This window comes from Ornithinimicrobium sufpigmenti, from assembly GCF_004322775.1.
In the GTDB taxonomy this organism is placed as follows: Bacteria; Actinomycetota; Actinomycetes; order Actinomycetales; family Dermatophilaceae; genus Ornithinicoccus; species Ornithinicoccus sufpigmenti.
The window spans coordinates 1,795,190-1,817,057 of record NZ_CP036403.1; the positions used below are offsets into that span (position 1 = coordinate 1,795,190).

The following is a 21,868-nucleotide window of genomic DNA, read 5'->3' on the forward strand; positions in this document are numbered from 1 at the left end:
TCATGGCCCAGCGGACGTCGCCGACAACAATCGGCATGCACCGTGGCAGTCTGGCGCAACTGTCAGTCGCGGGCAGTGATCCGTCAGGAACGAGACCGGTCGCAGCGGCGAGCGTCGAAGCCAGAACCCGCGCCGCAAGGCATCCGTTCGCGGCGAAAGGACGCGCTGAAGCGCGGGTGCCGATCGTCCGGGGGGAAATTGCTTCTTCGGGTGAGACAAATCATTCTGTCGCTGAACCATTCGCGTCCAAGCCCAGCCGAACACGCCGAAACGCGCCCAGCCCAAGATGATCGTACCTCCCTTTCTTGGGGCCAAACTGCACGGCAATCACACCGGCACCATGGGCACTAGCGCTTGATCTAACTATAGCCTCATGCAGGTTCCCGATCTCTGCTTCTAGCAAGTCAGCATGCGGAAACGCGTAGGAGCATTGAATCCTCACGCCCCTAACCTCCAGAGATTCTCGAACCAGGCCGGGCTTCCATCCGTTCGGCAGACGAGGCCGCTGGACCCGTTCAAGGAGTTCTTCCAGCGACGCGACAGGGACAGGTCCGTCTACGAGATACTCCAGAACGTTAGCACTCGTGGCAATGAGAGCAGCCCCCGAATTCTTTCTCTTTCGCGGAACGCCACTCGATCCAACAACGATCCAACGCCAATCAATGGACCCAAACTCTGGAAGAGACTCAGGCCACGCCATCGACCCTTCTTCAATGCTGAACCGGCGACTGGAAAGCTTCTGTTGCGCCTTCGCCAGGACATCGTCTCGACGACCAACTTGCGCATAGCCATCCACATCCGCCGTCCACTTAACCTCAAACACGCATCCCACCCTTGTCTGGAGGTCCCAAACCACTACGTCTAGCTCGCCGGCGGTACCATCTGTTCCTCGGATCGAAGAATTCAAAGCTAGTTCGCACCCTGGGATGCTTCTGAGCAACCGCCCGATCGTCTCCTCGCCAAGGCGACCAATCTGCCGCCCTGGGCTTGTCTCAAGTCGTCTACGCAGAAGATTTCTTTCCCCGTTCCACAGCCAAATCAGCGCGGTGGAGGTGTGCAGGGCGTCACCGAGTCGAAAAAGTGGCGTAACCCCAAGATCGGTGTTAGGGGCATCTCGCCCCGGGAACGTCAAGAGATCCAAAAAGCGTTGACACGCTGACCTTCGGATCCCGGTCCGTTCATGTAGCACCTGGGCTGCTTCCCCTGGGGCATCCTCTAGCTTGAACAACGATCCCGCGCCGACCTTCTTGGACTCCAGATACTGATACATGCAAAGGAAACGCAACGTCAGCGTTAGTTCTCGGGCTTCCTTCACCTTCAAGCCGCCAAAATCCATCGCATCAGGCGCGGAAGGGATTGAGGCTAGAGCCTGGAGTCCCGATAGCAAGAGTACGGACGTTTCGAACTGTTTCTGTTGAACGGCAGTCGGCTGCTCACTCGAAAACCATTCATCTATCCCCGACTGAATTTCCTTCAGTACTGCTGGGTCCGGGGGCTTCACACCTCGGCCTCGTAATAGTGAGTCGAGGCACTCCAGCTCAAGATCTACCGGCTCAATCGCAACGTTGCCCAAGAACGTTGAGCCGCTGATGCGGTGATAGCCCTGCTCGACTGCTGTCAAAGAGTTCCTTAAGGTCCAGTAGACGTACGCTGTGTCTAGTAGTTCCTGGATCTGCCCTCGGTCGTATGAGGAGTTGCCGTTGCTCGAGAGTCTTTCCAGGCTCCACTTTGAGGCGAGAGAGACTGCGTTGTGAACATCGCTGGGTTGGGGTGAGTAGGAGCGAGAGGGAGCGTCGAAAGGCGTGGCGGGGTCCTCGAGGTCCGACCACCACGCCATGGCTGCGTGGTTGAGACCCTCTAAGCAGACGCTCACATCAGTGTCTGCGCGCACCCAGATGCTCAGCGAGTCCCGCTCGGCATTCAGCATCCGAAGGAGTTCGTCTGCAGTTCGCTTAGCCCTAGCGTGCTGATCCAGCCTCATGGCCACCTCGAAGACACATAAGCGTTGAGTGGCTGACTCTAGCGGGGCCAAGGCAAAGGCGGGCAGCGAATGTGGAGGTGCCTAGATGCTCTCAAGACCGTCGCGGCCCGGCCGTGGGCGCGCCACCCTCCGCCATCGGGAATCTTGCCCAGCTTCTTGACGTCCACGTGAACCAGCTCCCCGGGGCCGCTCACGCTCGTACCGGACCGCGGTGGCCCTAGACGAGCGCATGACCTGACCGGTCATCGGGTCCAGGCAGGACAGGTGGCGGCACGCCTGCGCGGCGCAGCACCCGCGACACGGTGCGCGGGGCCCGGCCGAGCTCGGCGGCGATCCAGTCCTACCCACGCCGGTGCTGGCGACGGCAGGCCAGGATCGCCTCCTCCACGTGCGCCGGGGTGCGCCCGCGGACAGCGGCGCGGCCGGCTGGAGCGTTCGCCCAGGCCGGCAACCCCGTTCTGGTCGTAGCCGGGCAGCCAGCGGTGCGCACACTGGCGAGAGATGCCCATCGCCTTCGCAGCGTCAAGGACGGCCCAGCCCTGCTCCCGGACGCGTTGCACGAGCAGCAGACGACCACGAACGGTCAGGCGGGCATCAGCGTGGGGCATGAGGATCTCCGGGCTCTGGGTAGTGACTCTCGACAAGCCACACCTCACTCACAGGTCCTCCTCACGTCGACACCCCACTGTCACCATCCTCCTGGCCGGGTACACCTAGACTCAGGAGCCAGCGACGCGCCATCGACTTCGGAAGGCCGAAAATGGACTGGCTGAACCATTCGTTTCAACAATATACCATCGCATGGTTGCTGCTTGCTTCCACCATAGGCGGTGTTATAGGAGCGGCGATCAAGTTTGGCTTTGAGGATCTTCTGCGCCCAGCAGTGAACGCGCGTCGTGAGACCCGTGCCATAACCGCGAAGTACACGCCTCCGCTCGTCCGCTCGGCAGAGAGGCTTGAGAGGGGCATTAACAACTTCGTGCGCAGCGTCGCCAATAAAGAAAGATGGTACTCGGAGTCAGAATACTACAGACTTAGCACGCTCCATAAGTTCGCGGAGTACTTGTCCTGGACAGTAATTCTCGAGCGGGAGTATGGCTTCCTGCCCTTCGAATCCTTCAGCGAGGGGCGAGCATTCCAGCAACGTATAGATTCAACCATAGGCGGACTTTCAAGTTTCGGAACCTTCCCATGGATTGACGACATCACTCTAAAGGAACAGAGTCGCGTGAACCGTGACATTTTGAGAGCCATGGGGGAAGTGGCCCGTGCCGAAGACGGAAAGCCGATGGACTTCACGACCTTTTCCCTGCGTTACAGCAAGGATCCGCAATTTCGCGCCTGGTTCACGGAGTTAGACCAGCTTCTGCAAGCGGCAGGGAAAGCTCAAGACGCCGCGAGTGTTGGCGTACATGCGCTTTCCCTTGACCGGTTAATTTACACTGGCGGATCACTACGGGCTCTCGTCCATACTTTAGACCCTAACCATAAATTGACGAAGAAGCGTGTCATCGTAAATCTGGACAGATTAAGTGACCGTCGAGTGGCGGAACAATTGCAGGAGAAGTTTCCGGCGCTAGTAAGGCCGAGCCATATCAAGCCTCCCCGATCTTCAGTAACGGACCAACCTTGACAACCACTCCCCGCAGTTGCTATCCGGTCGATACATCGCGAACTGTTCTGTCTGAATAATCAACCGCTGAGGTCAAATACGAGCCCTCCGTGGATCCTGTAACCAGCGCCGCAGTTCTGCGAGGGTCGGCGCGAGCGCCAAGCCGGGGTGGATCTCTAGAGCAGAGACACACACGGGTCTCCGCACCAGCGCTTCCTCGACGTAAACGGCCGAGGCGGTCACGACCAAGGGAATCACGTTGTTGTAGGTGGAGAAATCCCAATTATCTCCACGCTGGCCTGGCAGTACTGTGATCTTCTGCAGCCATCCACCACCGCGACCAGCTACATCGCCCCCGACCTTGTCTTCCAAGCGGCTGGCCATGTTCCGGTATGCTTTGTAGTCGCCGGTGAAAGCCGCTTCTTCATCACGCACATTGTCCAAGCAATCAACTAAGAGGAGTGTGCCCTCATGGGCTCCGATGGCATCGACGTCTGTGATAGCCCTCCCATGTTTGAGTAAACGTCGTCCACGCATCGCACGCAAGCCAGCATCCGGCGCCCAAATTGAATCGTCGATCGCCGACTGCACGGCATATTCGAAGAGCGAACTGCGGTGATTCGCAAAGGCGCCAGAAATGAGAGGCATGCGAGTGGCCACATTAAACGCATTAGTGACCGCGCAGAGGTCCACCCCCACGGTTTCGCCATGCTGGCGGAAGAAGGCTCCTGGCCTAGGCGGCCAAAGAGAACCCTGAACATCCTTTAGCTCATCGTGAAGGGATCTGACCTCGCGTGGCATAGCGGCCCCCGGGAAGACGCATCGCGCAGCTCCCAGAGCGTCGTCAAAGTATCGGGCTAATGTCTCCATCAAGAGCGCTTCATTAGTAAAAATAAACGCCCCTTTCTGCCTTAGAGCTTCAACGGAGGGGGGAGTCGCGTTCACCATTTCTAGAGCCATGCTCAGGAGCAAGAAGCAGGGCACAGCCGTCCGGCTGTACCATGGCCCAAAACCGTGGCTCTGGGCCTTCGTGTTGAAGCCGAATAAGTCAGACAGGTTGGTGACACCTACCTCAAAGTACTGAAGCGGGTCCGCGTGTGGCCCATCCCCCGCTTGTTCGCGTCTCCTTGGGAGCCGGCCAACTTTGAGGATGTCTAGATCGGGGGGGCCAGTTTTCCGAGTCTTCTCGGGGCGTAGCGTTGAAGGACGCCATATTAACTCGAGTTCCGTGTTAAGACGGCGGTCATACCTCGCTATTGCATTCCTCTGTGGGGACGTTGGCTGCGGAAGCGGTGGAAAATCAGGGGTCCCTGCAAAACGTACTCCCTTGGCCGCCATTCGCGCCAGCGCGAGCAATCGCCCCACTATCCGCGTGGCGGCAATCACTTCGAGGAGTGCCGTCAGGCCCGGCGGAGAGACACGCACTCTGAAATCGCGGGGAGGCAGCTTCGGTTCGTCCTCCGATCTTCTTCTGGGTGGTGCGGTCGCGGTGCTGCGTTCTGCTAGCTCTCTAAGGTTGAGGGAAGTCGCTGGTGTCCCTGGTGAACCACCGAACAAGACGTCGGGGCATTCGCGAAGTAGGAACAGCCAGGCGAGTGAAGAGTGCATTGATAGATTAACTTCTACGACGAGACGAAAGGCGTCACGAGCCTGGTTCAGGATCTCGTAAGCGACCTTCGGATCGCTCAAAGAGTTGTAGTCGACCGATTGCCATTCGTTGCTCTCGGTGTATGTGGTCAGGAGCTCTTCCTCTTTCTGGGCAAGCACGTCTAGAAGCCACTCCGGGTTGAACTCTGAAACCCTAAGACCCGTGCCCTCTATAGCCATGTCGACCTCCCGCCGAAACACATACTAGCGTGGTCTGTATGGTGGCGGAAGGGTTCTGTCCCTGGCAGCAGGGTCTCGTCGCAATCAGCGAATGAGATGCGCTATAGCTACTGCAGCGGCCTGTGACCGAGTGGCCCCTCGAGGCGTCCTATACTCGCCGAAGTCGTGATGTCACGAGTCTCCGGTGCATGGCCGAGGCCCTTGGGGGTGTGGAAACCACCGGACGCGCCGGTGACCCATTCTGGGCTACTAGAGACTGGACGCAGGGTCGGTGTCTGGCCAGACTCGATCCAGGTGCTCGACGGGACGCTCTCTTTTGGGCTGCCCACCCCGGTGAAGAGCAGGGGTGTGGCTCGCTTTCGGTCTGCTGCCCGTCGGGCACCGCTGACGAGGCGTGGCTCAAGAAGGGACTGCCCTGCTCGTAGTAGCACTGCCCACCTCGCCGACCACAGTTGGTACGAGCGTCAGGTAAGGCAGGAACATGGGACAGGTCATCATCGGGGTCGATCCCCACAAGCTGTCGGCCACCATCGAGGCCGTCGACCAGAAGGAGCAGCTGCTCGGCACGGGCCGGTTCAGCACCGACCAGGCCGGCTACGCGGCGATGCGCAAGTACGCGAAGTCGTGGCCCGATCGTCTCTGGGCGGTGGAGGGCGCCAACGGTGCCGGCCGCCCGCTCGCGCAGCGGCTGCTGGAGGCCGGTGAGCACGTCCTGGATGTACCTGCTAAGCTCGCCGCCCGGGTCCGGTTATTCGACACCGGGCACAACCGGAAGACGGACGCCCTGGACGCGCACTCCATCGCGATCGTCGCGGTCCGCACTCAAGGGCTGCGGGTCCTGAGGGTCGACGGCGAGCTCGAGGCGTTGCGGATGCTGGTCGATCGGCGCGAGGCACTGACCCGCAGGCGCGTGGCAACCGTGAACCGGTTACAGGCGCTGCTGGCTGAGCTGCTTCCCGGACAGGCCAAGAAGAACATCACCACAGTTCAGGCCAAGAGACTGCTCGCCTCAGTGCGACCGCGTGACATCGCTGGAAGGACCCGCCGGCGCATCGCGGCCGAGGAGTTGGCCGAGCTGGTCGCCGTTGAGGCCAAGATCAGGAAGGCCACCGCCGAGCTCAAGACCTTGGTTCTGGCACGGGGCTCGACGCTGATGGATCTGCACGGTGTCGGGCCCGTGGGTCGCCGCCCGGATCCTGGCCGATGTCGGCGACGTCGCCCGTTTCGTCGACCGGAACCGGTTCGCGTCCTGGACCGGCACCGCACCGCTGGATGCCTCCTCCGGGGAGCAGAACCGACACCGCCTCTCCCGGGCGGGGAACCGGCGGATGAACCACATGATCCACATCGCCGCGGTCACCCAGCTACGCCTGGACACCGACGGCCGGGCCTACTACCGGCGCAAGAGAGCCGAGGGCAAGAAGCCGATGGAAGCACTGCGCTGCCTCAAGCGCCGGATCTCTGATGCCATCTATCGCCAACTGGTCGCCGACGCCCAAGGCGTGGGCGACGAACACCTCGAGGCGGGTCACTGCGGGGCGTCACTTGATTCCAGCGCGGTCGACCTGCCCCCGCACATCGACACTTCGGATCAGCCACTTCCCGGACCCGCACCCACGACGCTACCGCTTAGCGCGACCCCTGCACAGCCCCGACCGGGACCGGCTCCCCAGCCGCCGCGCCGACGCACCGGAGCCGTCAAGGTGCAGCGCCCCACCAGACGAACGACCTTGACGGCGACAAGCGTCGACGCACACTCAAGAGAGCCGATCCCGACCACTTGACAACAGAAGGGAGCCGGAATGACGCCGCCCAGAAGACCCGGAGGACGACCGTCCATCGGCGGCGTCCGGATGTCACGCACTCCAGCGCGGTCGCTGGGCGCCCGGCGCCTGGGGGAGTGTCAAGGGGGCGAGCAACCCGTCATCCTCAACAGCCGGCAGACTGGGATGGGGTGGCCGCACTGCATGCTCAAGCAATTTGCAGGCGTCGCGTTCGTGTCGGGCGAGGTGCTAGACCTCGGTCCGGACATCGTCACCCACGTCGATACCGAGCGCCGGCGCGGCGTCCGGGCCGGGCTGGTGCTGCCGCGGCCCACATGGCGGGCGCGACCACAAACATCACCCTCCTCGAAGCTAAAGGGGGACATGCACGCTCGCGCGGGCACAGGCGCTGATCTGCGACTATGCGCCGATCTGGACCTGGAGGGCGTGTGTCCCATGTGGGCAAAGTCCCCCTTCCGAGCTCACAACATCAGACACGCACGGTGGGGTCTGTCCTGATTTGCTTAAGGACGGGGGGATAGGGCCATGGTGGAGAGTGCCTGGGCGATCTCTGCGTCGCGGCCGCCTGCGACATGTTGATACCTCAAAGCTGCCTGCGGAGAGGAATGTCCGAGGCGTCCCATGAGCTCGGCCAACGTTGCGCCGGTCTGGGCAGCCAGGACCGCGCCGGTGTGCCTTAGGTCGTGCCACCTCAGGTCTGGCCGGCCGGCCGCGTCCCGGGCCCGGTAGAAGACTTTGTATAGCGAGGCCGGCGCCAGATGTCTGGTCGGGTCGCCGGCCGCGGGAAAGACCAGAGCGTCGGGACCCGCCGCAATGGTGCGCAGGTGCTCTCGAATAACCGGGAGCAGGTGCGGAGGCACCGCGACGTCCCGCACCCCAGCCTCGGATTTGGGCGTGCCGACGACGTAGGACCCCTCGACCCGGGTCACCGCGCGCCTGACACGAATGACTCCCTTCGTCAGGTCTATGTCGCGACGGCGCAGCTCGGTCAGTTCACCAAAGCGCAGGGCGCACCAGGCGGCGAGCACCGTCATTGCCCGGTACCGCTCGGGCATCTCGCAAACCAGCACCTCCAGCTCGCTCAGGGTGAGGGGTCGAATCTTGTGCACTCGCTTGGCGTTGCCCGCGCCGCGGATGTGGACGGGGTTGGCGGTGATCTCTCCGTCGTGGAGCGCGGTCTGCATGATCGTCCGCAGCAGCCCGTAGGCGTGTGCGCGCAATGTCGGCCGGCTGGGGGGGAGTGTTGCGTGCCACTTGCGCACCGCGGCGGGCGTGATCGCTTTCAGCGGGGCGTTCTCGAAGGTAGGAAGGATTTGGTTGTCAAGAAGGCTGCGGTAGTGAGAGCGCGTCGTGGGCTTGAGCTGACGGTCGGAGAGCCATGTCTGGGCATAGTCGCCGAAAACGGTGCGAACCCTCTGTGCAGGAGTCCACTCCTCACGGAGAACCTCCGAGCGGCGAAGGGTCAGCCAGGCGTCGGCGTCGCCCTTGGTCTCGAAGGTTCTGGGTGCTGAGTGGCGCTCCCCGTCCGGCCCGGTGTACCGAGCGCGGAACCGGCCTGAGGGAAGCTTGCTGATCTCACCGAAGGAGCGCTTGTGGCCCTGCATGCGACTGTCTTTCGTGGGGAATCGTGGGGAATCAGATGGCGTTTCGTGTCCACATGCGACCATACGTGGCAAGCGATAGTGGGTGACATATCTGCTGGTCAGGACCATGTTACCCCTGGTCCACCCACTATCACCTAGGTCGAGTCAAAGTGGTTCGATCCCAGTATCGCCCACCCACACGAAACTGCCTCCGACCTGCACAGCCAGGGCGGGGGCATTTTTCTTAGGCCAGCCTGACTCACCCTGTTCTTCTCCATGTAGCAGTCCGAGACAAGGCGTTACCGGCTCTGGACGAGCGTGGGTTTGAACTGCAGCAAGCGTCCGCGGGGAGTGGCCTGACCTGCAGCTCGCTCCGGTGAACCGTTTCGTATGAGGTCCAGGATCGATGCGCACATGTCCTCGACCGGTTGGCGGACGGTGGTGAGCGGGGGGTGCGCGAAGGCGGCTGGCCCGATCCCGTCGAAGCCGATGACGCGGAAGTCTCCCGGAACGGCGATCCCGTGGCTGCGCAGCCCTGAGATGAGCCCCAAGGCGATGATGTCGGCGGCTGCTACCAAGGTCGCCCCGCGGATGCCCTCGTTGATCAGCTGCTCAGCGGCGCTGATTCCCCAGTCGAGGGTGAACTTGCCCAGCATGGTGCGGGCGCCGGCGAAGTGTCTCTCGAAACCCTGGAGGCGCTCCCTGGCTGAGGACGACTCAGCCTGGGCGCCGACGAAGATGAGCTCCTCCGCCTGTCGTGATGTCTTGCGTATGTGCTCAGCGATGAGGTCCATGCCGTGCTGGTTGTCGCAGCCGACGTAGGTTGCCGGAGCTCCGTCGACCCTGCGGTCCAGCTGGATCGTGGGCGCTGTGGATGAGGCGAAGTGGACGGTCTGGGCACTGAGGGCCTCATCGCAGGCGATGATCACGACGGCGTGGACCTGGCGTCCGAGGAAAGGCCCGGACGCCTTCGGCCTCGGCCTCCACTGACCCGCCAGCGCTGGAGACGAGCAGCTCGAAGCCAGCGGAGCGCATCGTGCGGCTCATGTGCTCGGTGAGGGCCGGGGCGCCTCGGGGCCGCTGACCGGGGAACTGGCGCTGGGCAACTACGTCCACGGCGTCTCCGGTCTGGACGGCCCTGAGCTGCCGGAACCGGCTATGGGCGTGGTCGCCGAGGACGCCGTAGAACTCCTCGCTGACGTGCTGCGGGAGGAGGACGAGCAGGTGACACTGGCGGTCACCGGACCGATGACCAACGTGGCCCGACTACTCCAGCAGCACCCCGAGCTCACCTCCCGCATCGCCGAGGTGATCTTCATGGGCGGCTCGACCGAACGCGGTAACCACACACCGACGGCAGAGTTCAACACCTACGCCGACCCCGAAGCACTTCACGTTGTGCTGCACAGTGGCGTGCCCGTACGCATGGTCGGGCTGAACCTGACCCACCAGGCCCTGGCCACCCCCGCTGTGGTGCAGCGGATGTCCGACATGCAGCACGGCGTCGGGCAGGTCTGCGCGGGGTGGATGGGCTTCTTTCGCAACTCCTATCGCGAGGTCTGGGAGTTCGAGGCCCCGCCGGTACACGATCCCTGCACGATTGTGGCCCTCCTCGACCCCGAGGTCATCACCTGGCGCGAGGCCTTCCTGGCAGTTGAGCTCGAGGGTCGATGGACCCGTGGCACCACGGTGGTCGACCTGCACGGCCGCTACCCCGACCAGGCACCTAACGCGCAAGTCGCCATGCACCTCGACCGCGACCGCTACTGGGAGATCGTGCTTGAGGCGATCGAACGACTGGGGGGCAAGGAGTGAGCACGCACGCCGATGTCATCGTGATCGGCTCGGCGAACCTCGACACCACGCTGCGTGTGGCGCGCGTGCCGGTAGCTGGTGAGACGCTGCTCGCGAGTGGGAGCAGCGTGACACCGGGGGGCAAGGGAGCCAACCAGGCGGTCGCCGCGGCTGCGACCGGCGGCAGGGTGCGCTTCATCGGCGCTCTGGGTCGTGACGCTGCCGGCGAAACGGTGCAGCGCAGCCTGCGTGGACACGGCGTGGACATCTCGGCGGTGCAACTTCTCCAGCAGACCCCCACCGGCACCGCCACGGTGATCGTGGACGACTCCGGAGAGAACGTGATTGTGGTCAACCCTGGCGCCAACGGCTGCCTGTCTGTCGGCCGCGTGCAGCAGACCCTGGCCGGACTCGACGCGCCCGTGGTGTTGTGCCAGCTCGAGGTGCCGCTGGAGACGGTCCGGGCTGCAGCCGAGGAGAGTGCGGAGCGCACCTTTGTGCTCAACCCCGCGCCCATGATGCCCGCAAGAGAGCTCGCGCCCCTTCTGGCCATGACCGATGTGCTTGTGCCCAACCAGTCCGAGCTCGCCCAGCTCACCGGTAGGCAGGTTCCCCAGACGCTGGAGGAGGTCACGGACTGCGTGGGCAGACTGGACTACCGAGGGGCCGTCGTCGTGACTCTCGGCGCGCAGGGTGCCGCCGTGTTCAAGACCGTTGACGCCGATGCTGTGCACGTCCCTGCGCCTGCAGTGCAGACTGTCGACACCAGCGGAGCTGGCGACGTCTTCTGTGGCGTGCTCGCCCACGAGCTCAGCCAGGGCGGTGATCTTGTGGACGCTACACACCGCGCCGTCGTCGTGGCCGCGGAGAGCACGACCTTCCCAGGCGCCCAGATGCAGACCCAGGAGCCGGTATGAGTTCAGCCAGCAGCGGCGCGGACACCGCCTGGGTGGACGAGGCCATCAAGCACCTGTCCACCCTCGTCGACAGTGACCTGCCCGGGTGGTCCCGGATTGGCTTCAGCGAGCAGGACGCCGCCGCCCGCGACTGGATCCACCAGCAGATGCTGGAGCTGGGACTCGACGTACGTACGGACCCGGTCGGCAATGTCATCGGCCGTCTGGAGGGGCAGGACCCGAACGCGCCGGACATCGTGATCGGCAGCCACAGCGACACGGTCCCTGGCGGTGGCCGGTTCGACGGCATCGTCGGAGTCGTCGGGGCCCTTGAGGTCGTCCGCGTCCTCCAGCGCTCAAACATCCGCCTTCGTCACGGCCTCAGAGTCGTCGACTTCTCCAACGAAGAGGGCAACCCGCAGGGGATCAAGCTGGTGGGCTCCCGAGCCGTCGCCGGGACTCTGGGGCCCGAGGCTCTGGCCGCCAGTGACGAAGAAGGGCGCACGCTGGCCGCGCTCATGGCTTCCGGAGGGCGGTCGCCGCAAGAGGTTGGATCCGCCCGGTGGAACCGCCGAGACATCGCGGCATACCTCGAGCTCCACATCGAGCAGGGACCGCGACTTGAAGCAGCTGGCGCCAGTATCGGCGTCGTCACCCGCATCTGCGGGATCAGTACCTTCGTTCTTGACGTTCACGGCCGCCGGGACCATGCCGGCACGACACCGATGTCCACTCGGGCTGATGCACTGTGTTGCGCCGCAGATGCAGTCCTCGCCGTCCAACGCATCGCAGCGAGCAGTGACGACGGCGTCGGCACGGTGGGTGCGGTCACGACCACCAGCCCCTTGACGAACACCATCTCTGAAGAGGCACGGGTCACCGGGGAGTTCCGCAGCGCCGACGAGACAGACCTCGAGGAGTTGCTGCAGACCTTTGCCGGGACACTCCCCGCCCTTGACGCAAGGCATGGGACGCGCACCGACCTGGCCTGGAAGATGGACCCCCCGGCGATCATGGACGAGGCGCTCTCCGACCTCGTGGCCGAGGCAGCACGCAGGGCGGGGCACGACGCCTTGCGGCTCTATTCAGGGGCGACGCACGACAGTGTCGAGATGTCTGCCATGGCGCCCAGCGCGATGATCTTCGTGCCCTCCGTCGGGGGACGCAGCCACTGCCCCGAAGAATGGACCGACCTGGCCGATATCGGCCGCGGCATCGACGTGCTCACCCAAGCAGTCCGGCTACGCGACGACCTTCCCTGACCAAGAGGCGAGCAACCGACCCGTCGTAGCCACACCGGTAGGCGGACCCTCCGCGCACCGAACCTGCGACGCTTCATCTCAAGCGGGCCCGAAAAGACGGTCGGTCCTCTGACCGTCGTGCACCGAGCCCCAGGCTGAGGCATACCCTCGCCCCTATGCCCGCTCTAGCCCTGCTCGTCCTCGCGACGCTGTTCTGGGCCGGGAACTACGTCGTGGGGGAGCGGGTGGTCTCGACCGTCGACCCCTTGTCACTGACGTGGTGGCGGTGGGTGCTGTCGGTCGTTCCCCTGCTGGTGCTGGCCCAGGTGGTCGAACGGCCGGACTGGTCGGCGGTCGCTCGCCGATGGCGTGTCCTGCTGCTCATGGGCTTGATCGGCGTCGCCGGCTACCCGCTGCTGCTCTACGCCGCGCTCGTCCACACCACGGCAGCGAGCGCGTCCATCATCAACGCCATCAACCCGGTGGTCATCGTCGTCGCGGCAGTGCTGCTCGGTCAGGCCACCGCCACCTGGCGGACCTGGATGGGCCTGGCGCTCGCACTCGTGGGAGTGCTGCTCGTCATCACCCAGGGGGAGCTGGCACATCTCCTGGCCCTGCGACTCAACACGGGCGACCTGCTGATGATCCTGGCCGTGCTGGCGTGGACGGCATACACGCTGATCGGGCGACGCGTCGGCATACCACCGCTGACGTCAACGGCCGTGCAGGTCCTCCTCACCGTGCTCGTGCTCACGCCGTTCACTCTCGCCTCGGGCGTGGACGTGCCGCAGGACCCGCCCAGCTGGGTCGGCGTGGTCTACATCGTGCTTGGCCCCTCCATCGGGTCCTACGTGTGCTGGAACCTCGCCGTGCCCAAGGTGTCGGCGACCGTGTCCGGGGTCTCGATGAACCTCGTGGCTGTCTTCACCCTGGCGATCGCCGCAGTGATGGGTCAGTGGCCGACCACGCTGCAGCTGGTCGGCGCAGCCCTGGTCATGGGCGGCACCCTGCTCACCCTGCGCGGCAGGGGCGGGCGAGGACCGTCGCTGCGATCCCGGGCAGTGTGACCGACGTCTCACGCCTGGGGCACCCCCCTGCTTCCCACACCCCTTATAGTCAACCTAGATATATTCACTGTGACGATAACGAGGGTGACGAGATGGGCACAAGCACAGCGCTGAAGACGGACCGTTACGAGCTCACCATGCTCTCCACCCTGATCGAGTCCGGCCGCGCCGAGCACCCTGCCGTCTTCGAGCTGTTCGCCCGTCGCCTACCCGCTGGTCGCCGGTTCGGGCTGCTCGCGGGCCTGGGTCGCCTGCTGGAGGAGCTGGACGGCTTCCGCTTCGACGCCGACGAGCTCGACTGGCTCGCCGCCGAAGGAGTCATCACCCCCGCCGTGGCGAGGTACCTGGCCGACTGGAGGTTCACCGCCGACATCGACGCCTACCCGGAGGGCAGCGTCTACTGGCCGCACAGTCCCGTCGTGCAGGTCCGCGGCCGCCTCGGCGACGGCCTCGTCCTGGAGACACTGGCCCTGTCCATCCTCAACCACGACACCGCCGTCGCCTCCGCCGCGGCCCGCATGGTCCTGGCCTCCGGTGGCAGGCCGATCATCGAGATGGGCAGCCGGCGCGTGCATGAGGACGCCGCGATCGCTGCCGCCCGCGCCGCCTACGTGGCCGGCTTCTCCTCCACCTCCAACCTGGCTGCCGGCCGGCGCTACGGCGTCCCCACCGTCGGCACCGCCGCACACGCCTTCACCCTGGCGCACGGCTCGGAGATGGACGCCTTTCGTGCGCAGATCGCCACCCACGGCACCGACACCACGCTGCTGGTCGACACCTACGACATCGAGCAGGGCATCAGCAACGCCGTCGCCGCGGCCCGCGAGGCCGGCGCACCCGGTCCCCGCGCGGTCCGCCTGGACAGCGGCGACCTGGAGATCGAGGCTCGGCGCGTGCGGGACCTGCTGGACTCCCTGGGCGCCTGGTGCACCTGGATCACCGTCACCAGCGATATCGACGAGTATGCGATGACGGCGCTGGCAGCGGCCCCCATCGACGGCTACGGGGCAGGCACCCGGGTCGCCACCGGCTCCGGGCACCCCACCGCAGGCTTCGTCTACAAGCTGGTCGCCGTGGCCGACAGTCCTGCGGCGAACGCACCACTGCGGCCGGTCGCGAAGAAAGCCGCCGGCAAGGGGAGCACCGGCGGACGCAAGACCGTCTACCGGCACGGCGACGGCACCGAGCACTGGACGCTCGACGGGACCATCCCGACCGGCACCAGCCCCGTCCCGGTCCCGGTCGTCCGCGCCGGGCGGGTCGTCCACCGGCCCACCCTGGAGCAGGTCCGCGAGTATGCCGCCGGGCAGCTGGCCGCGCTGCCGCACGAGGCCCGAGCCATCAGCGACGGACAGGCCTACCGTTCCGCCGCCCCCGCCCCTCAGCACGAGAACCCGCCGGCCACCCAGGCCGTCGCATGACCACCACCAGTACCGACCCCCACCGTCCCGAGGAGGACACCATGGCCAAGGCCCTGCTGATCGTCGACGTCCAGAACGACTTCTGCGAGGGAGGAGCACTGGGCGTGACCGGCGGCCACGACGTCGCCAGCGGCGTCACCGAGCACCTGGCCGCCCGCCGCGGCGAGTACGACCTGGTCGTCGCCTCGCGCGACTGGCACCGCGGCGACACCGACAACGGCGGCCACTTCGCACCCGAGGGCACCGATCCGAACTACGTCGACACCTGGCCGGTCCACTGCGTGGCCGACACCCAGGGCGCCGCCTACGCGCCCGATCTGGACGCCTCCGCCGTCGACGTGCACGTCGTCAAGGGATACGGCACGCCGTCCTACTCCGCCTTCGAGGGCGTCACCGCCGTCGAGGACGGCGCCGCGGACGTGCTGACGCTGCACCAGGTGCTGACCCACCGCGGCATCACCGCGGTCGACGTCGTCGGCATCGCCACCGACCACTGCGTCCGCGCCTCGGTCCTCGACGCACTGGGCCACGGGTATGCCGTCACCGTGCTCACCGATCTGGTCGCCGGCGTCGACCCGGCCGCCTCGGAGAGGGCCGTGGTGGAGATGGAGCAGGCCGGGGCCGAGATGGCGGTGATGTCTCGATGAGCAAGGCGCCGCAGGGCTACGACCCCTCCGCGTACCCGGCCTTCGCCGTCACCGTCGACCTGGGCATCTTCACCATCCGGGACGGGGCCCTGAAGATCCTCCTGGTGCAGCGATCCGACGATCCGTACGCCGGTGCGTGGGCGCTGCCAGGTGGTTTCATCAACCCGGACGAGGACTCCCGTGCCGCCGCGGTCCGCGAGCTGGCCGAGGAGACCGGCCTCGGCCAGCTCGACGCGGTCCACCTGGAGCAGCTGGCCACATACTCCGACCCGCATCGCGACCCCAGGATGCGGGTCGTGTCCGTCGCGCACGTCGCGCTCGCCCCGGACCTGCCGGACCCGGTCGCCGGCTCGGACGCGGCCGACGCCCGCTGGTGGAGCATCGAGGACGTCACCGGGGGCGACCTGCCGCTCGCGTTCGACCACGACCAGATCGTCGCCGACGCGCTGGAGCGGGTCCGGTCCAAGCTGGAGTACACGACCCTCGCGACCCGGTTCGTCGCCGAGCCGTTCACCCTGGCCGAGCTGCGGTCCGTCTACACCGCCGCCTGGGGGACACCACCGGAGCTGAACAACTTCCGCCGCAAGGTGCTCTCCGTCGAGGGTTTCGTCGAGCCGGTCGACGCGACCGTTTCCCACGGCCCCGGCCGTCCCGCGATGCTCTACCGGGCGGGTCCGGCGATCGCGATCCAGCCGGCGATGATGCGCCCCGGCAACGGTTTGAAGTGAGGAGACCTGATGGACGCCACCGACAGTTCCGGAGCTCGCCGTGGCTGACCTGAACGCGTCGTGGACCGTTCCAGATGCGGGTGACCCCCCTGATCTCGAGAAGGCCGCCGCCCTACGCCGGATGAGGGAAGGCTTCATCCGTATGCAGATGGAGCACCAGTTCGCGGCGGACGAGGTGCTCACCAAGGTCTCGATCCTGCGCTAGGAGTTCCTCCACCTGCACCGGTACAACCCCATCGAGCACGTCCTCTCCCGGATCAAGCCGACCGCCAGCATCCTGGACAAGGCCATGCGTCTCGAGTTGGAGCTGGATCCCGAGGTGATCCGCGCGAACATCACCGACATCGCCGGCGTCCGGATCACCTGCAGCTTCATCGCCGACACCTACCGCGTGCTCGACGCCCTGACATCGCAGTCGGATGTCAGGACGGTCACGATCAAGGACTACATCGCCAACCCCAAGCCCAACGGCTACAAGAGTCTGCACGCGATCATCGAGATCCCCGTGTTCCTCTCCACCGGAGCGGTGCCGGTCACCGTCGAGGTGCAGATCCGCACGATCGCCATGGACTTCTGGGCGAGCCTCGAGCACAAGATCTACTACAAGTACGACGGAAGAGTCCCCCAGCACCTCACGACCAGCCTGTCCGAGGCGGCCGACGCTGCGGAGCAGCTGGACCGCCGCATGGAGCAGCTGCACCACGAAGTTCACGGCGTCGACGCCGGCCGCGATACCGCCCCCGGGGTCATCGATGGGATGGACGAACAGCTCCTGCTCCGGCTGTGGGAGCATTCGCGCGGCGGTCCGCCACCGACCCCTGAGGGCTGACCTGTCGATGGCGGAGCGGCGCAGACGCAATGCGTACTTCCACGCATATCCGCCTCGAGAGCGCCGTCCTACGGTGAGAGGAGGACCGGGACGGCCCGTGACCAGGGCGGGCGCCGGTCATCCACGGAGGTGTGCGCCATGCCACGACGGGACCTGCTCAACAACCTCGGCGACCGCGGCCGCATCGACCTGTCGCCCGTGATCACGCGTCGGGTCCAGGTGGAGGCCGTCGAGGACACCATCCACAAGGACATGGTCGCGTCGGTCAAGGCGCGCCTGGGACTGCAGGGGGACCTGCCGGCCGAGGTCACCGAGGTCGTCAAGACCGCGGCCAGCGCGGCGGCCGCGTCAGCCGTGGAGCTCACCGTCGCAGACGCGGCGCAGCAGGCAGCCCGGGACGTCGGCCGGGCCAGCATCACCAGCCGGTTCGACGACAAGATCAAGGTGGCCGCGGACAGCCTGGCCCACATCAGCGCCTCCAACGAGGTCGACGAGGTGCTGCGCAAGCGGTCCGAGCTGCTCGCCAAGAAGCGTGACTCGCTGGTGGCGGCCGGGTTCTCGGGCGAAGAGGCCATGCAGATCCTCCTGGCCGACATCGCCGCACGGGCCCACTGAACCCACCGCACCGCAACCGGGTGAGGAGACATGGGCTGGGGCATCATCGGCGACATCGTCGACGCCGCCGGTGACGCGATCGAGGAAGGCGCCGACTGGGTCGCCGGGGCGGCCGAGGACGCCGCTGAGTGGGTCGCGGACACCGCGGAGGACATCGTCGACGGCATCGAGGACGCGGCCGAGGCGGTCGTCGACGCTGTCGAGGACGCCGTGGATGCCGTGGTGGACACCGTGGAGGAGGCTCTCGACGACATCGCCGAGGCGGTCGAGGACGCGCTCGAGGCGCTGGGGGACGCCGCCGCGGACGTCTGGGAGGCCGCCGAGGAGGTGTGGGACCACGTCACCGACGCTGCCGAGGACGCCTGGGAGACCATCGCGGACGGAGTCGAGCAGCTCTGGACCACGGTCAGCGATGCCGTCGAGGACGCCTGGGACGCTGTCGCCGCGGCGGCCGACGATGCCTGGGAGGCGGTCAGTCAGGCCGCTGAGGATGCCTGGGACGCGACCGTGGACGCCGCCGAGGACGCGTGGGAACGCGCCGAGGCCGTCGTGATGGCCGGCGTGAACGCCATGGTCGCCGCCTACGAGTGGGCGATCCAGGCGGCCGGCGACGCCATCGAGTGGCTCGGCGGCCTGCTGGTCGACATCGGCGAGCTCTTCCTCCAGCTCGGGGCGTGCCTGGCGGGCCAGGTGGTGTACCGCGTCGCCAAGTGGGGCAACATCATCGGCAACATCTACCGGCCGCCGAAGCTCCTGCCGGCCGGGTTCCGCGACGACATGGTCGACGTCTTCGACGGCGGCACCGCAGCCCGGGTCATCAACACGGCCGACTTCGCCATGGTCCTGTATGTCGATGACGCGCTGCTGAGCGCGAACTGGTTCGCCAGCGGCACCGACGCGATGACCTTCGGGGCGACGTCATACCTCGGGGTGACCCTCGGCGGTCTGATCTACCTCGACGAGCCGTGGGACCCGAACGACGACGCCGACCGACAGCTCATGGCCCATGAGCTGGTGCACACCACGCAGTACCGCCGGTTCGTCAACGAGACCGGGTTCGCCTGCGCCTACGGCATCGGCTTCGCCAAGGCCGGGTTCGACTACCGCACCAACCCTCTGGAGGACGAGGCCTTCACCTTCGAGCGCGACAACGCCGCACTGATCTGAGGTTCCGGAACCCCGTCCTGGATCAGCCCCGCGAGGCAGGCCCGGCGCACGGCCGAGGCCCGGTCATGGACACGCAGCCGCTCGTAGATGTGGTGCAGGTGCTGCTCCACCGTCCTGGAGGAGACGTGGAGTCGATGCCCGATCGCCACCGCGGTCAGGCCCTCCGCCACCAGGGTCAGCACGGCCACCTGCCGAGGCGTCAACCCCAGCTCGGCGGCTGCCACCACCCGTGCCTCCTGCCGCGGGGAGCCGGCCTCGCCGGACAGGGTGAGGTAGTGCCGGTGCAGGGCGGTGACGACCTGCTGCCCCAGGCGGGCCAGCTCCAGGGCGCCCTCCTCGAAGGGCGTGCCGTCCCGGCATACCCCCACCACCAGCCAGTCCCGGTCACCGAGGCTGACCGGCACCCACAGGTGCTCGTCCATCCCCGCTGCCCTGCACTGGGACCAGTACTCGTGCGTCGGCCCGTCGGCGGCGAACGGCACCTGCGTCGTGCTCAGCGGGCGCCAGGACCGGGTGGTCGAGTAGTGCCGCGCCAGTGGGTGGAGACGCGGCGCCCGGGAGACGACCTCGCGCAGGTCGCCTTCGTCGGGACAGGGGTAGCCGTGCGCCTCGACGGTGCCCTCCTCGTCCCAGCGGAACCGGCCGACGACGGGCGCGCCGAGCTGGTGCCCCAGCTCGTGGCAGATGCGCTCCCACGGCATCCACGGCGTCGAGCTCTCCAGCACCTCGACCAGCAGCTCCAGCCACCCGGCTCGCGCCGTCTGCAGTCTGTCCATCGCCGCCCCGATTCCGGCAGGTTCACGCACCTGCCCCCAGTGTGGACCTGCCGGACCTGACCTGTCAGCAGTCCGGTGCTGCAGAGCCCTGCGGTCCAACGACCAGGCGCTTGAGGGGGATCGGTCGGCGTCGGTAGGTCCGGGCGGCGGCGCCGGGCCCCTGGGGTCAGTATGGGGTGATGGCAGCCCAGGTGCTCAGGACCCGCGGATGACCCCCGCACCGCTGCGCGCCGAGGCCGACTGGCTCGAGCTGCGCGGTGCGGCCGACGAGGAGGCCAGGGACAGGGGGGCGGCTGGGCTCCTGCAGGTCCTGACCGAGTCCCTCGCCGCCCGTGGTGCGCACCTGGTGCAGGTGATCGACCTCGGCGCCGGGACGGGCGCCAACCGACGCTACCTGCAGCCCCGGCTTCCCTTCCGCCAGCAGTGGGTCGTGGTCGACCAGGACGCCGAACACCTGCGCCACCCCGCCCACGAAGGGGCTGTCCGCGTCCGGGCAGGGATCGCCGAGCTGCCGGCGACCCTCGAGCGCCAGCGGGTGCCGACCGACGCGGTGCGGCTGGTCACCTGCGCGGCACTGCTCGACGTCCTGACCGAGGACGATGTGGCGGTGCTGGCTGCGGTCATCCTCGACGGGAGGTCGCCGGCGCTGCTGTCCCTGTCCGTCGACGGCCGAGTCGCATGGTCGCCGCCCGACCCGGTCGACGTGCAGGTCGCCCGCAGCTTCGACACCCACCAGCAGCGCGACGGGCGGCTCGGCCCCACGGCGGCCCGGGTGCTGGAGCGCCTCCTGTCCGCGACGTCGGCCACGGATGGGCTGTCGGTCCACACCGCCCGGACGGACTGGCTGCTCGGCCCCACCACCCCGAGGCTGCTGAGCCGCTGGTTGGACGAACGGGTGGCGTCGGCGCTCGAGCAGGAGCCACGCCTCGGACGCGCCTTCACCGACTGGCACGGTCGCCGACTGGCCCAGCTCCGGGCCGGTCACCTGCACGTGCGGGTCGGTCACGTCGACCTGCTGGCGATGCCACGCTAGGTCGGCCTGCTCAGGGGCCCTCGGCGACGATCGCGACCCGGAGGCGCCCGGCGAAGCCGGTGCCCTCCACGTCGAGGAACCACCCGGGCCGGGACCCGGTCTCCGTCAGGTGCTGGACCGGCGCCTTGCCCCCCAGGTGCTCGTCCGCCCTGGCGATCTCGCGCAGCCCCTCGACGTCCTGGGCGTCGCAACGCCCGAGGTACTGCTCTCCGGTATGGAGAAAGACCTCGGCACGTGTCTCGCCGGGGAAGACCTGGACGTAGTACTGCTTGCGGAAGATGACGTTGTCGGAGAAGCCCAGACCGTGGCTGTCGCGCTCCCCGACGTAGACGTCCAGACGGAACACCAGGCCCTGCGCCTCGGCCTCCGGTCTGACGCGCCCGTCCACCCAGCCCTCCCAGATGAGCCGGTCGGGACCGGCCCAGACCGTGGTCCGGTCCGACGGTCCGACAGCGGTCGGCGCAGCTCCGCCTCCAGGTCGGGCAGCTCGTCGCCGAGGTCATCCTGGCGGAACGGGCCGTAGCAGTTCTCCGCCTCGACGCTCTGGTGGAAGAGCTCGAAGTCGACATACCGAGGCTTGATGCTGACGCCGAAGTAGAACTCGCTCTGACCGATCCAGTCCCTGCCGCGCGTGATCCTGGCCCGATCCAGCCAGAGCGAGACCTTGTGCGTGCCGTGGAGGAAGCGCATGGCGATCTCGTACGTCTCCCGCGAGTTCACCACCGAGTCCATCCCGCCGTGGCTCTTGTGCACGAAGGTGCGCGGCGCCCCGGGGAGCTGTGCCGAGGCGTGCTTGACGAGCCCGTCACTGCGGTTGGTGGCCAGGGTGCCCTCGTCGAAGAGGCTGGAGAGGCGGTTGAGCGCACT

The 21,868-nt window shown here is 66.5% G+C and carries 19 protein-coding genes and 3 pseudogenes; 14 read left to right on the forward strand and 8 right to left on the reverse strand.

The window, feature by feature from the left end; all coding sequences use genetic code 11:
- Positions 1 to 220 precede the first annotated feature (220 nt).
- The 3 genes and pseudogenes from ESZ52_RS08170 to ESZ52_RS20110 all read right to left on the reverse strand — a co-directional run.
- Positions 221 to 1,981: a hypothetical protein gene (locus ESZ52_RS08170; protein WP_131104496.1), complete on the reverse strand. Its 1,761-nt coding sequence runs from the start codon at positions 1,979 to 1,981 to the stop codon at positions 221 to 223.
- Between the two features lie 119 nt (positions 1,982 to 2,100).
- A pseudogene (locus tag ESZ52_RS20105) lies at positions 2,101 to 2,285 on the reverse strand (IS481 family transposase); the annotation flags it as partial.
- A gap of 109 nt (positions 2,286 to 2,394) precedes the next feature.
- Positions 2,395 to 2,589: pseudogene (locus ESZ52_RS20110) on the reverse strand (leucine zipper domain-containing protein); the annotation flags it as partial.
- Between the two features lie 152 nt (positions 2,590 to 2,741).
- On the opposite strand from ESZ52_RS20110, the gene ESZ52_RS08180 reads away from it, so the two are divergent.
- Complete coding sequence (locus tag ESZ52_RS08180; RefSeq protein ID WP_131104498.1) at positions 2,742 to 3,614, forward strand: hypothetical protein; 873 nt, start codon at positions 2,742 to 2,744, stop codon at positions 3,612 to 3,614.
- Between the two features lie 72 nt (positions 3,615 to 3,686).
- Here ESZ52_RS08180 and ESZ52_RS08185 read toward each other — a convergent pair whose 3' ends face one another.
- Positions 3,687 to 5,420 carry a hypothetical protein gene (locus ESZ52_RS08185; protein WP_131104499.1) on the reverse strand — a complete coding sequence of 578 codons (1,734 nt, stop codon included), beginning with the start codon at positions 5,418 to 5,420 and terminating at the stop codon, positions 3,687 to 3,689.
- A 481-nt stretch (positions 5,421 to 5,901) separates the two neighbouring features.
- Between ESZ52_RS08185 and ESZ52_RS20150 the strand changes: the two are divergent.
- Positions 5,902 to 7,204: pseudogene (locus ESZ52_RS20150) on the forward strand (IS110 family RNA-guided transposase).
- 503 nt (positions 7,205 to 7,707) lie between these two features.
- Here ESZ52_RS20150 and ESZ52_RS08195 read toward each other — a convergent pair.
- Both ESZ52_RS08195 and ESZ52_RS08200 read right to left on the reverse strand, forming a co-directional pair.
- Entirely contained in the window at positions 7,708 to 8,808 is a 1,101-nt protein-coding gene (locus tag ESZ52_RS08195; protein WP_131104500.1) for a tyrosine-type recombinase/integrase, read from the reverse strand.
- A gap of 278 nt (positions 8,809 to 9,086) precedes the next feature.
- On the reverse strand, positions 9,087 to 9,716 hold the full coding sequence (locus ESZ52_RS08200) for a substrate-binding domain-containing protein (RefSeq protein WP_131104501.1): 630 nt from the start codon (positions 9,714 to 9,716) through the stop codon (positions 9,087 to 9,089).
- A gap of 118 nt (positions 9,717 to 9,834) precedes the next feature.
- Here ESZ52_RS08200 and ESZ52_RS08205 point away from each other — a divergent pair, with 118 nt between their 5' ends.
- From ESZ52_RS08205 to ESZ52_RS08250, 11 genes are all read left to right on the forward strand, one after another.
- Positions 9,835 to 10,602 carry a nucleoside hydrolase gene (locus ESZ52_RS08205; protein WP_131104502.1) on the forward strand — a complete coding sequence of 256 codons (768 nt, stop codon included), beginning with the start codon at positions 9,835 to 9,837 and terminating at the stop codon, positions 10,600 to 10,602.
- A complete protein-coding gene (locus tag ESZ52_RS08210) occupies positions 10,599 to 11,498 on the forward strand; it encodes a ribokinase (RefSeq protein ID WP_131104503.1) in 900 nt (299 codons plus the stop codon). The genes ESZ52_RS08205 and ESZ52_RS08210 overlap by 4 nt, the downstream gene beginning before the upstream one ends.
- On the forward strand, positions 11,495 to 12,739 hold the full coding sequence (locus ESZ52_RS08215; protein ID WP_131104504.1) for a M20 family metallo-hydrolase: 1,245 nt from the start codon (positions 11,495 to 11,497) through the stop codon (positions 12,737 to 12,739). The genes ESZ52_RS08210 and ESZ52_RS08215 overlap by 4 nt, the downstream gene beginning before the upstream one ends.
- Before the next feature lie 155 nt (positions 12,740 to 12,894).
- Positions 12,895 to 13,785, forward strand: coding sequence for a DMT family transporter (locus tag ESZ52_RS08220; RefSeq protein WP_131104505.1), 891 nt, complete (start codon positions 12,895 to 12,897; stop codon positions 13,783 to 13,785).
- Positions 13,786 to 13,877: 92 nt separating this feature from the next.
- The gene (locus ESZ52_RS08225; RefSeq protein WP_131104506.1) at positions 13,878 to 15,206 is read left to right on the forward strand and encodes a nicotinate phosphoribosyltransferase; all 1,329 of its coding nucleotides are present in this window, start codon (positions 13,878 to 13,880) and stop codon (positions 15,204 to 15,206) included.
- Positions 15,207 to 15,247: 41 nt separating this feature from the next.
- Positions 15,248 to 15,853 carry an isochorismatase family protein gene (locus ESZ52_RS08230; protein ID WP_131106514.1) on the forward strand — a complete coding sequence of 202 codons (606 nt, stop codon included), beginning with the start codon at positions 15,248 to 15,250 and terminating at the stop codon, positions 15,851 to 15,853.
- Complete coding sequence (locus ESZ52_RS08235; protein WP_131104507.1) at positions 15,850 to 16,581, forward strand: NUDIX hydrolase; 732 nt, start codon at positions 15,850 to 15,852, stop codon at positions 16,579 to 16,581. Before ESZ52_RS08230 ends, ESZ52_RS08235 begins: the two co-directional genes overlap by 4 nt.
- Positions 16,582 to 16,621: 40 nt before the next feature.
- Positions 16,622 to 16,786 (forward strand): hypothetical protein, encoded by a 165-nt coding sequence (locus ESZ52_RS20010; protein ID WP_337590196.1) that lies wholly within the window; start codon positions 16,622 to 16,624, stop codon positions 16,784 to 16,786.
- A 51-nt stretch (positions 16,787 to 16,837) separates the two neighbouring features.
- Positions 16,838 to 17,410, forward strand: coding sequence for a GTP pyrophosphokinase (locus ESZ52_RS08240; protein WP_337590197.1), 573 nt, complete (start codon positions 16,838 to 16,840; stop codon positions 17,408 to 17,410).
- Positions 17,411 to 17,548: 138 nt separating this feature from the next.
- Complete coding sequence (locus ESZ52_RS08245) at positions 17,549 to 18,025, forward strand: hypothetical protein (RefSeq protein WP_131104508.1); 477 nt, start codon at positions 17,549 to 17,551, stop codon at positions 18,023 to 18,025.
- A gap of 30 nt (positions 18,026 to 18,055) precedes the next feature.
- Complete coding sequence (locus tag ESZ52_RS08250; protein WP_131104509.1) at positions 18,056 to 19,192, forward strand: eCIS core domain-containing protein; 1,137 nt, start codon at positions 18,056 to 18,058, stop codon at positions 19,190 to 19,192.
- On the opposite strand, the gene ESZ52_RS08255 is transcribed toward ESZ52_RS08250, so the two are convergent.
- Positions 19,126 to 19,968: a response regulator transcription factor gene (locus ESZ52_RS08255; RefSeq protein ID WP_131104510.1), complete on the reverse strand. Its 843-nt coding sequence runs from the start codon at positions 19,966 to 19,968 to the stop codon at positions 19,126 to 19,128. The genes ESZ52_RS08250 and ESZ52_RS08255 overlap by 67 nt on opposite strands.
- A 208-nt stretch (positions 19,969 to 20,176) precedes the next feature.
- Between ESZ52_RS08255 and ESZ52_RS08260 the strand changes: the two genes are divergently transcribed.
- A complete protein-coding gene (locus ESZ52_RS08260) occupies positions 20,177 to 21,001 on the forward strand; it encodes an SAM-dependent methyltransferase (protein ID WP_131104511.1) in 825 nt (274 codons plus the stop codon).
- A gap of 10 nt (positions 21,002 to 21,011) precedes the next feature.
- Here ESZ52_RS08260 and ESZ52_RS19695 read toward each other — a convergent pair whose 3' ends face one another.
- Entirely contained in the window at positions 21,012 to 21,389 is a 378-nt protein-coding gene (locus ESZ52_RS19695; protein WP_238154425.1) for a hypothetical protein, read from the reverse strand.
- Positions 21,390 to 21,868 lie beyond the last annotated feature (479 nt).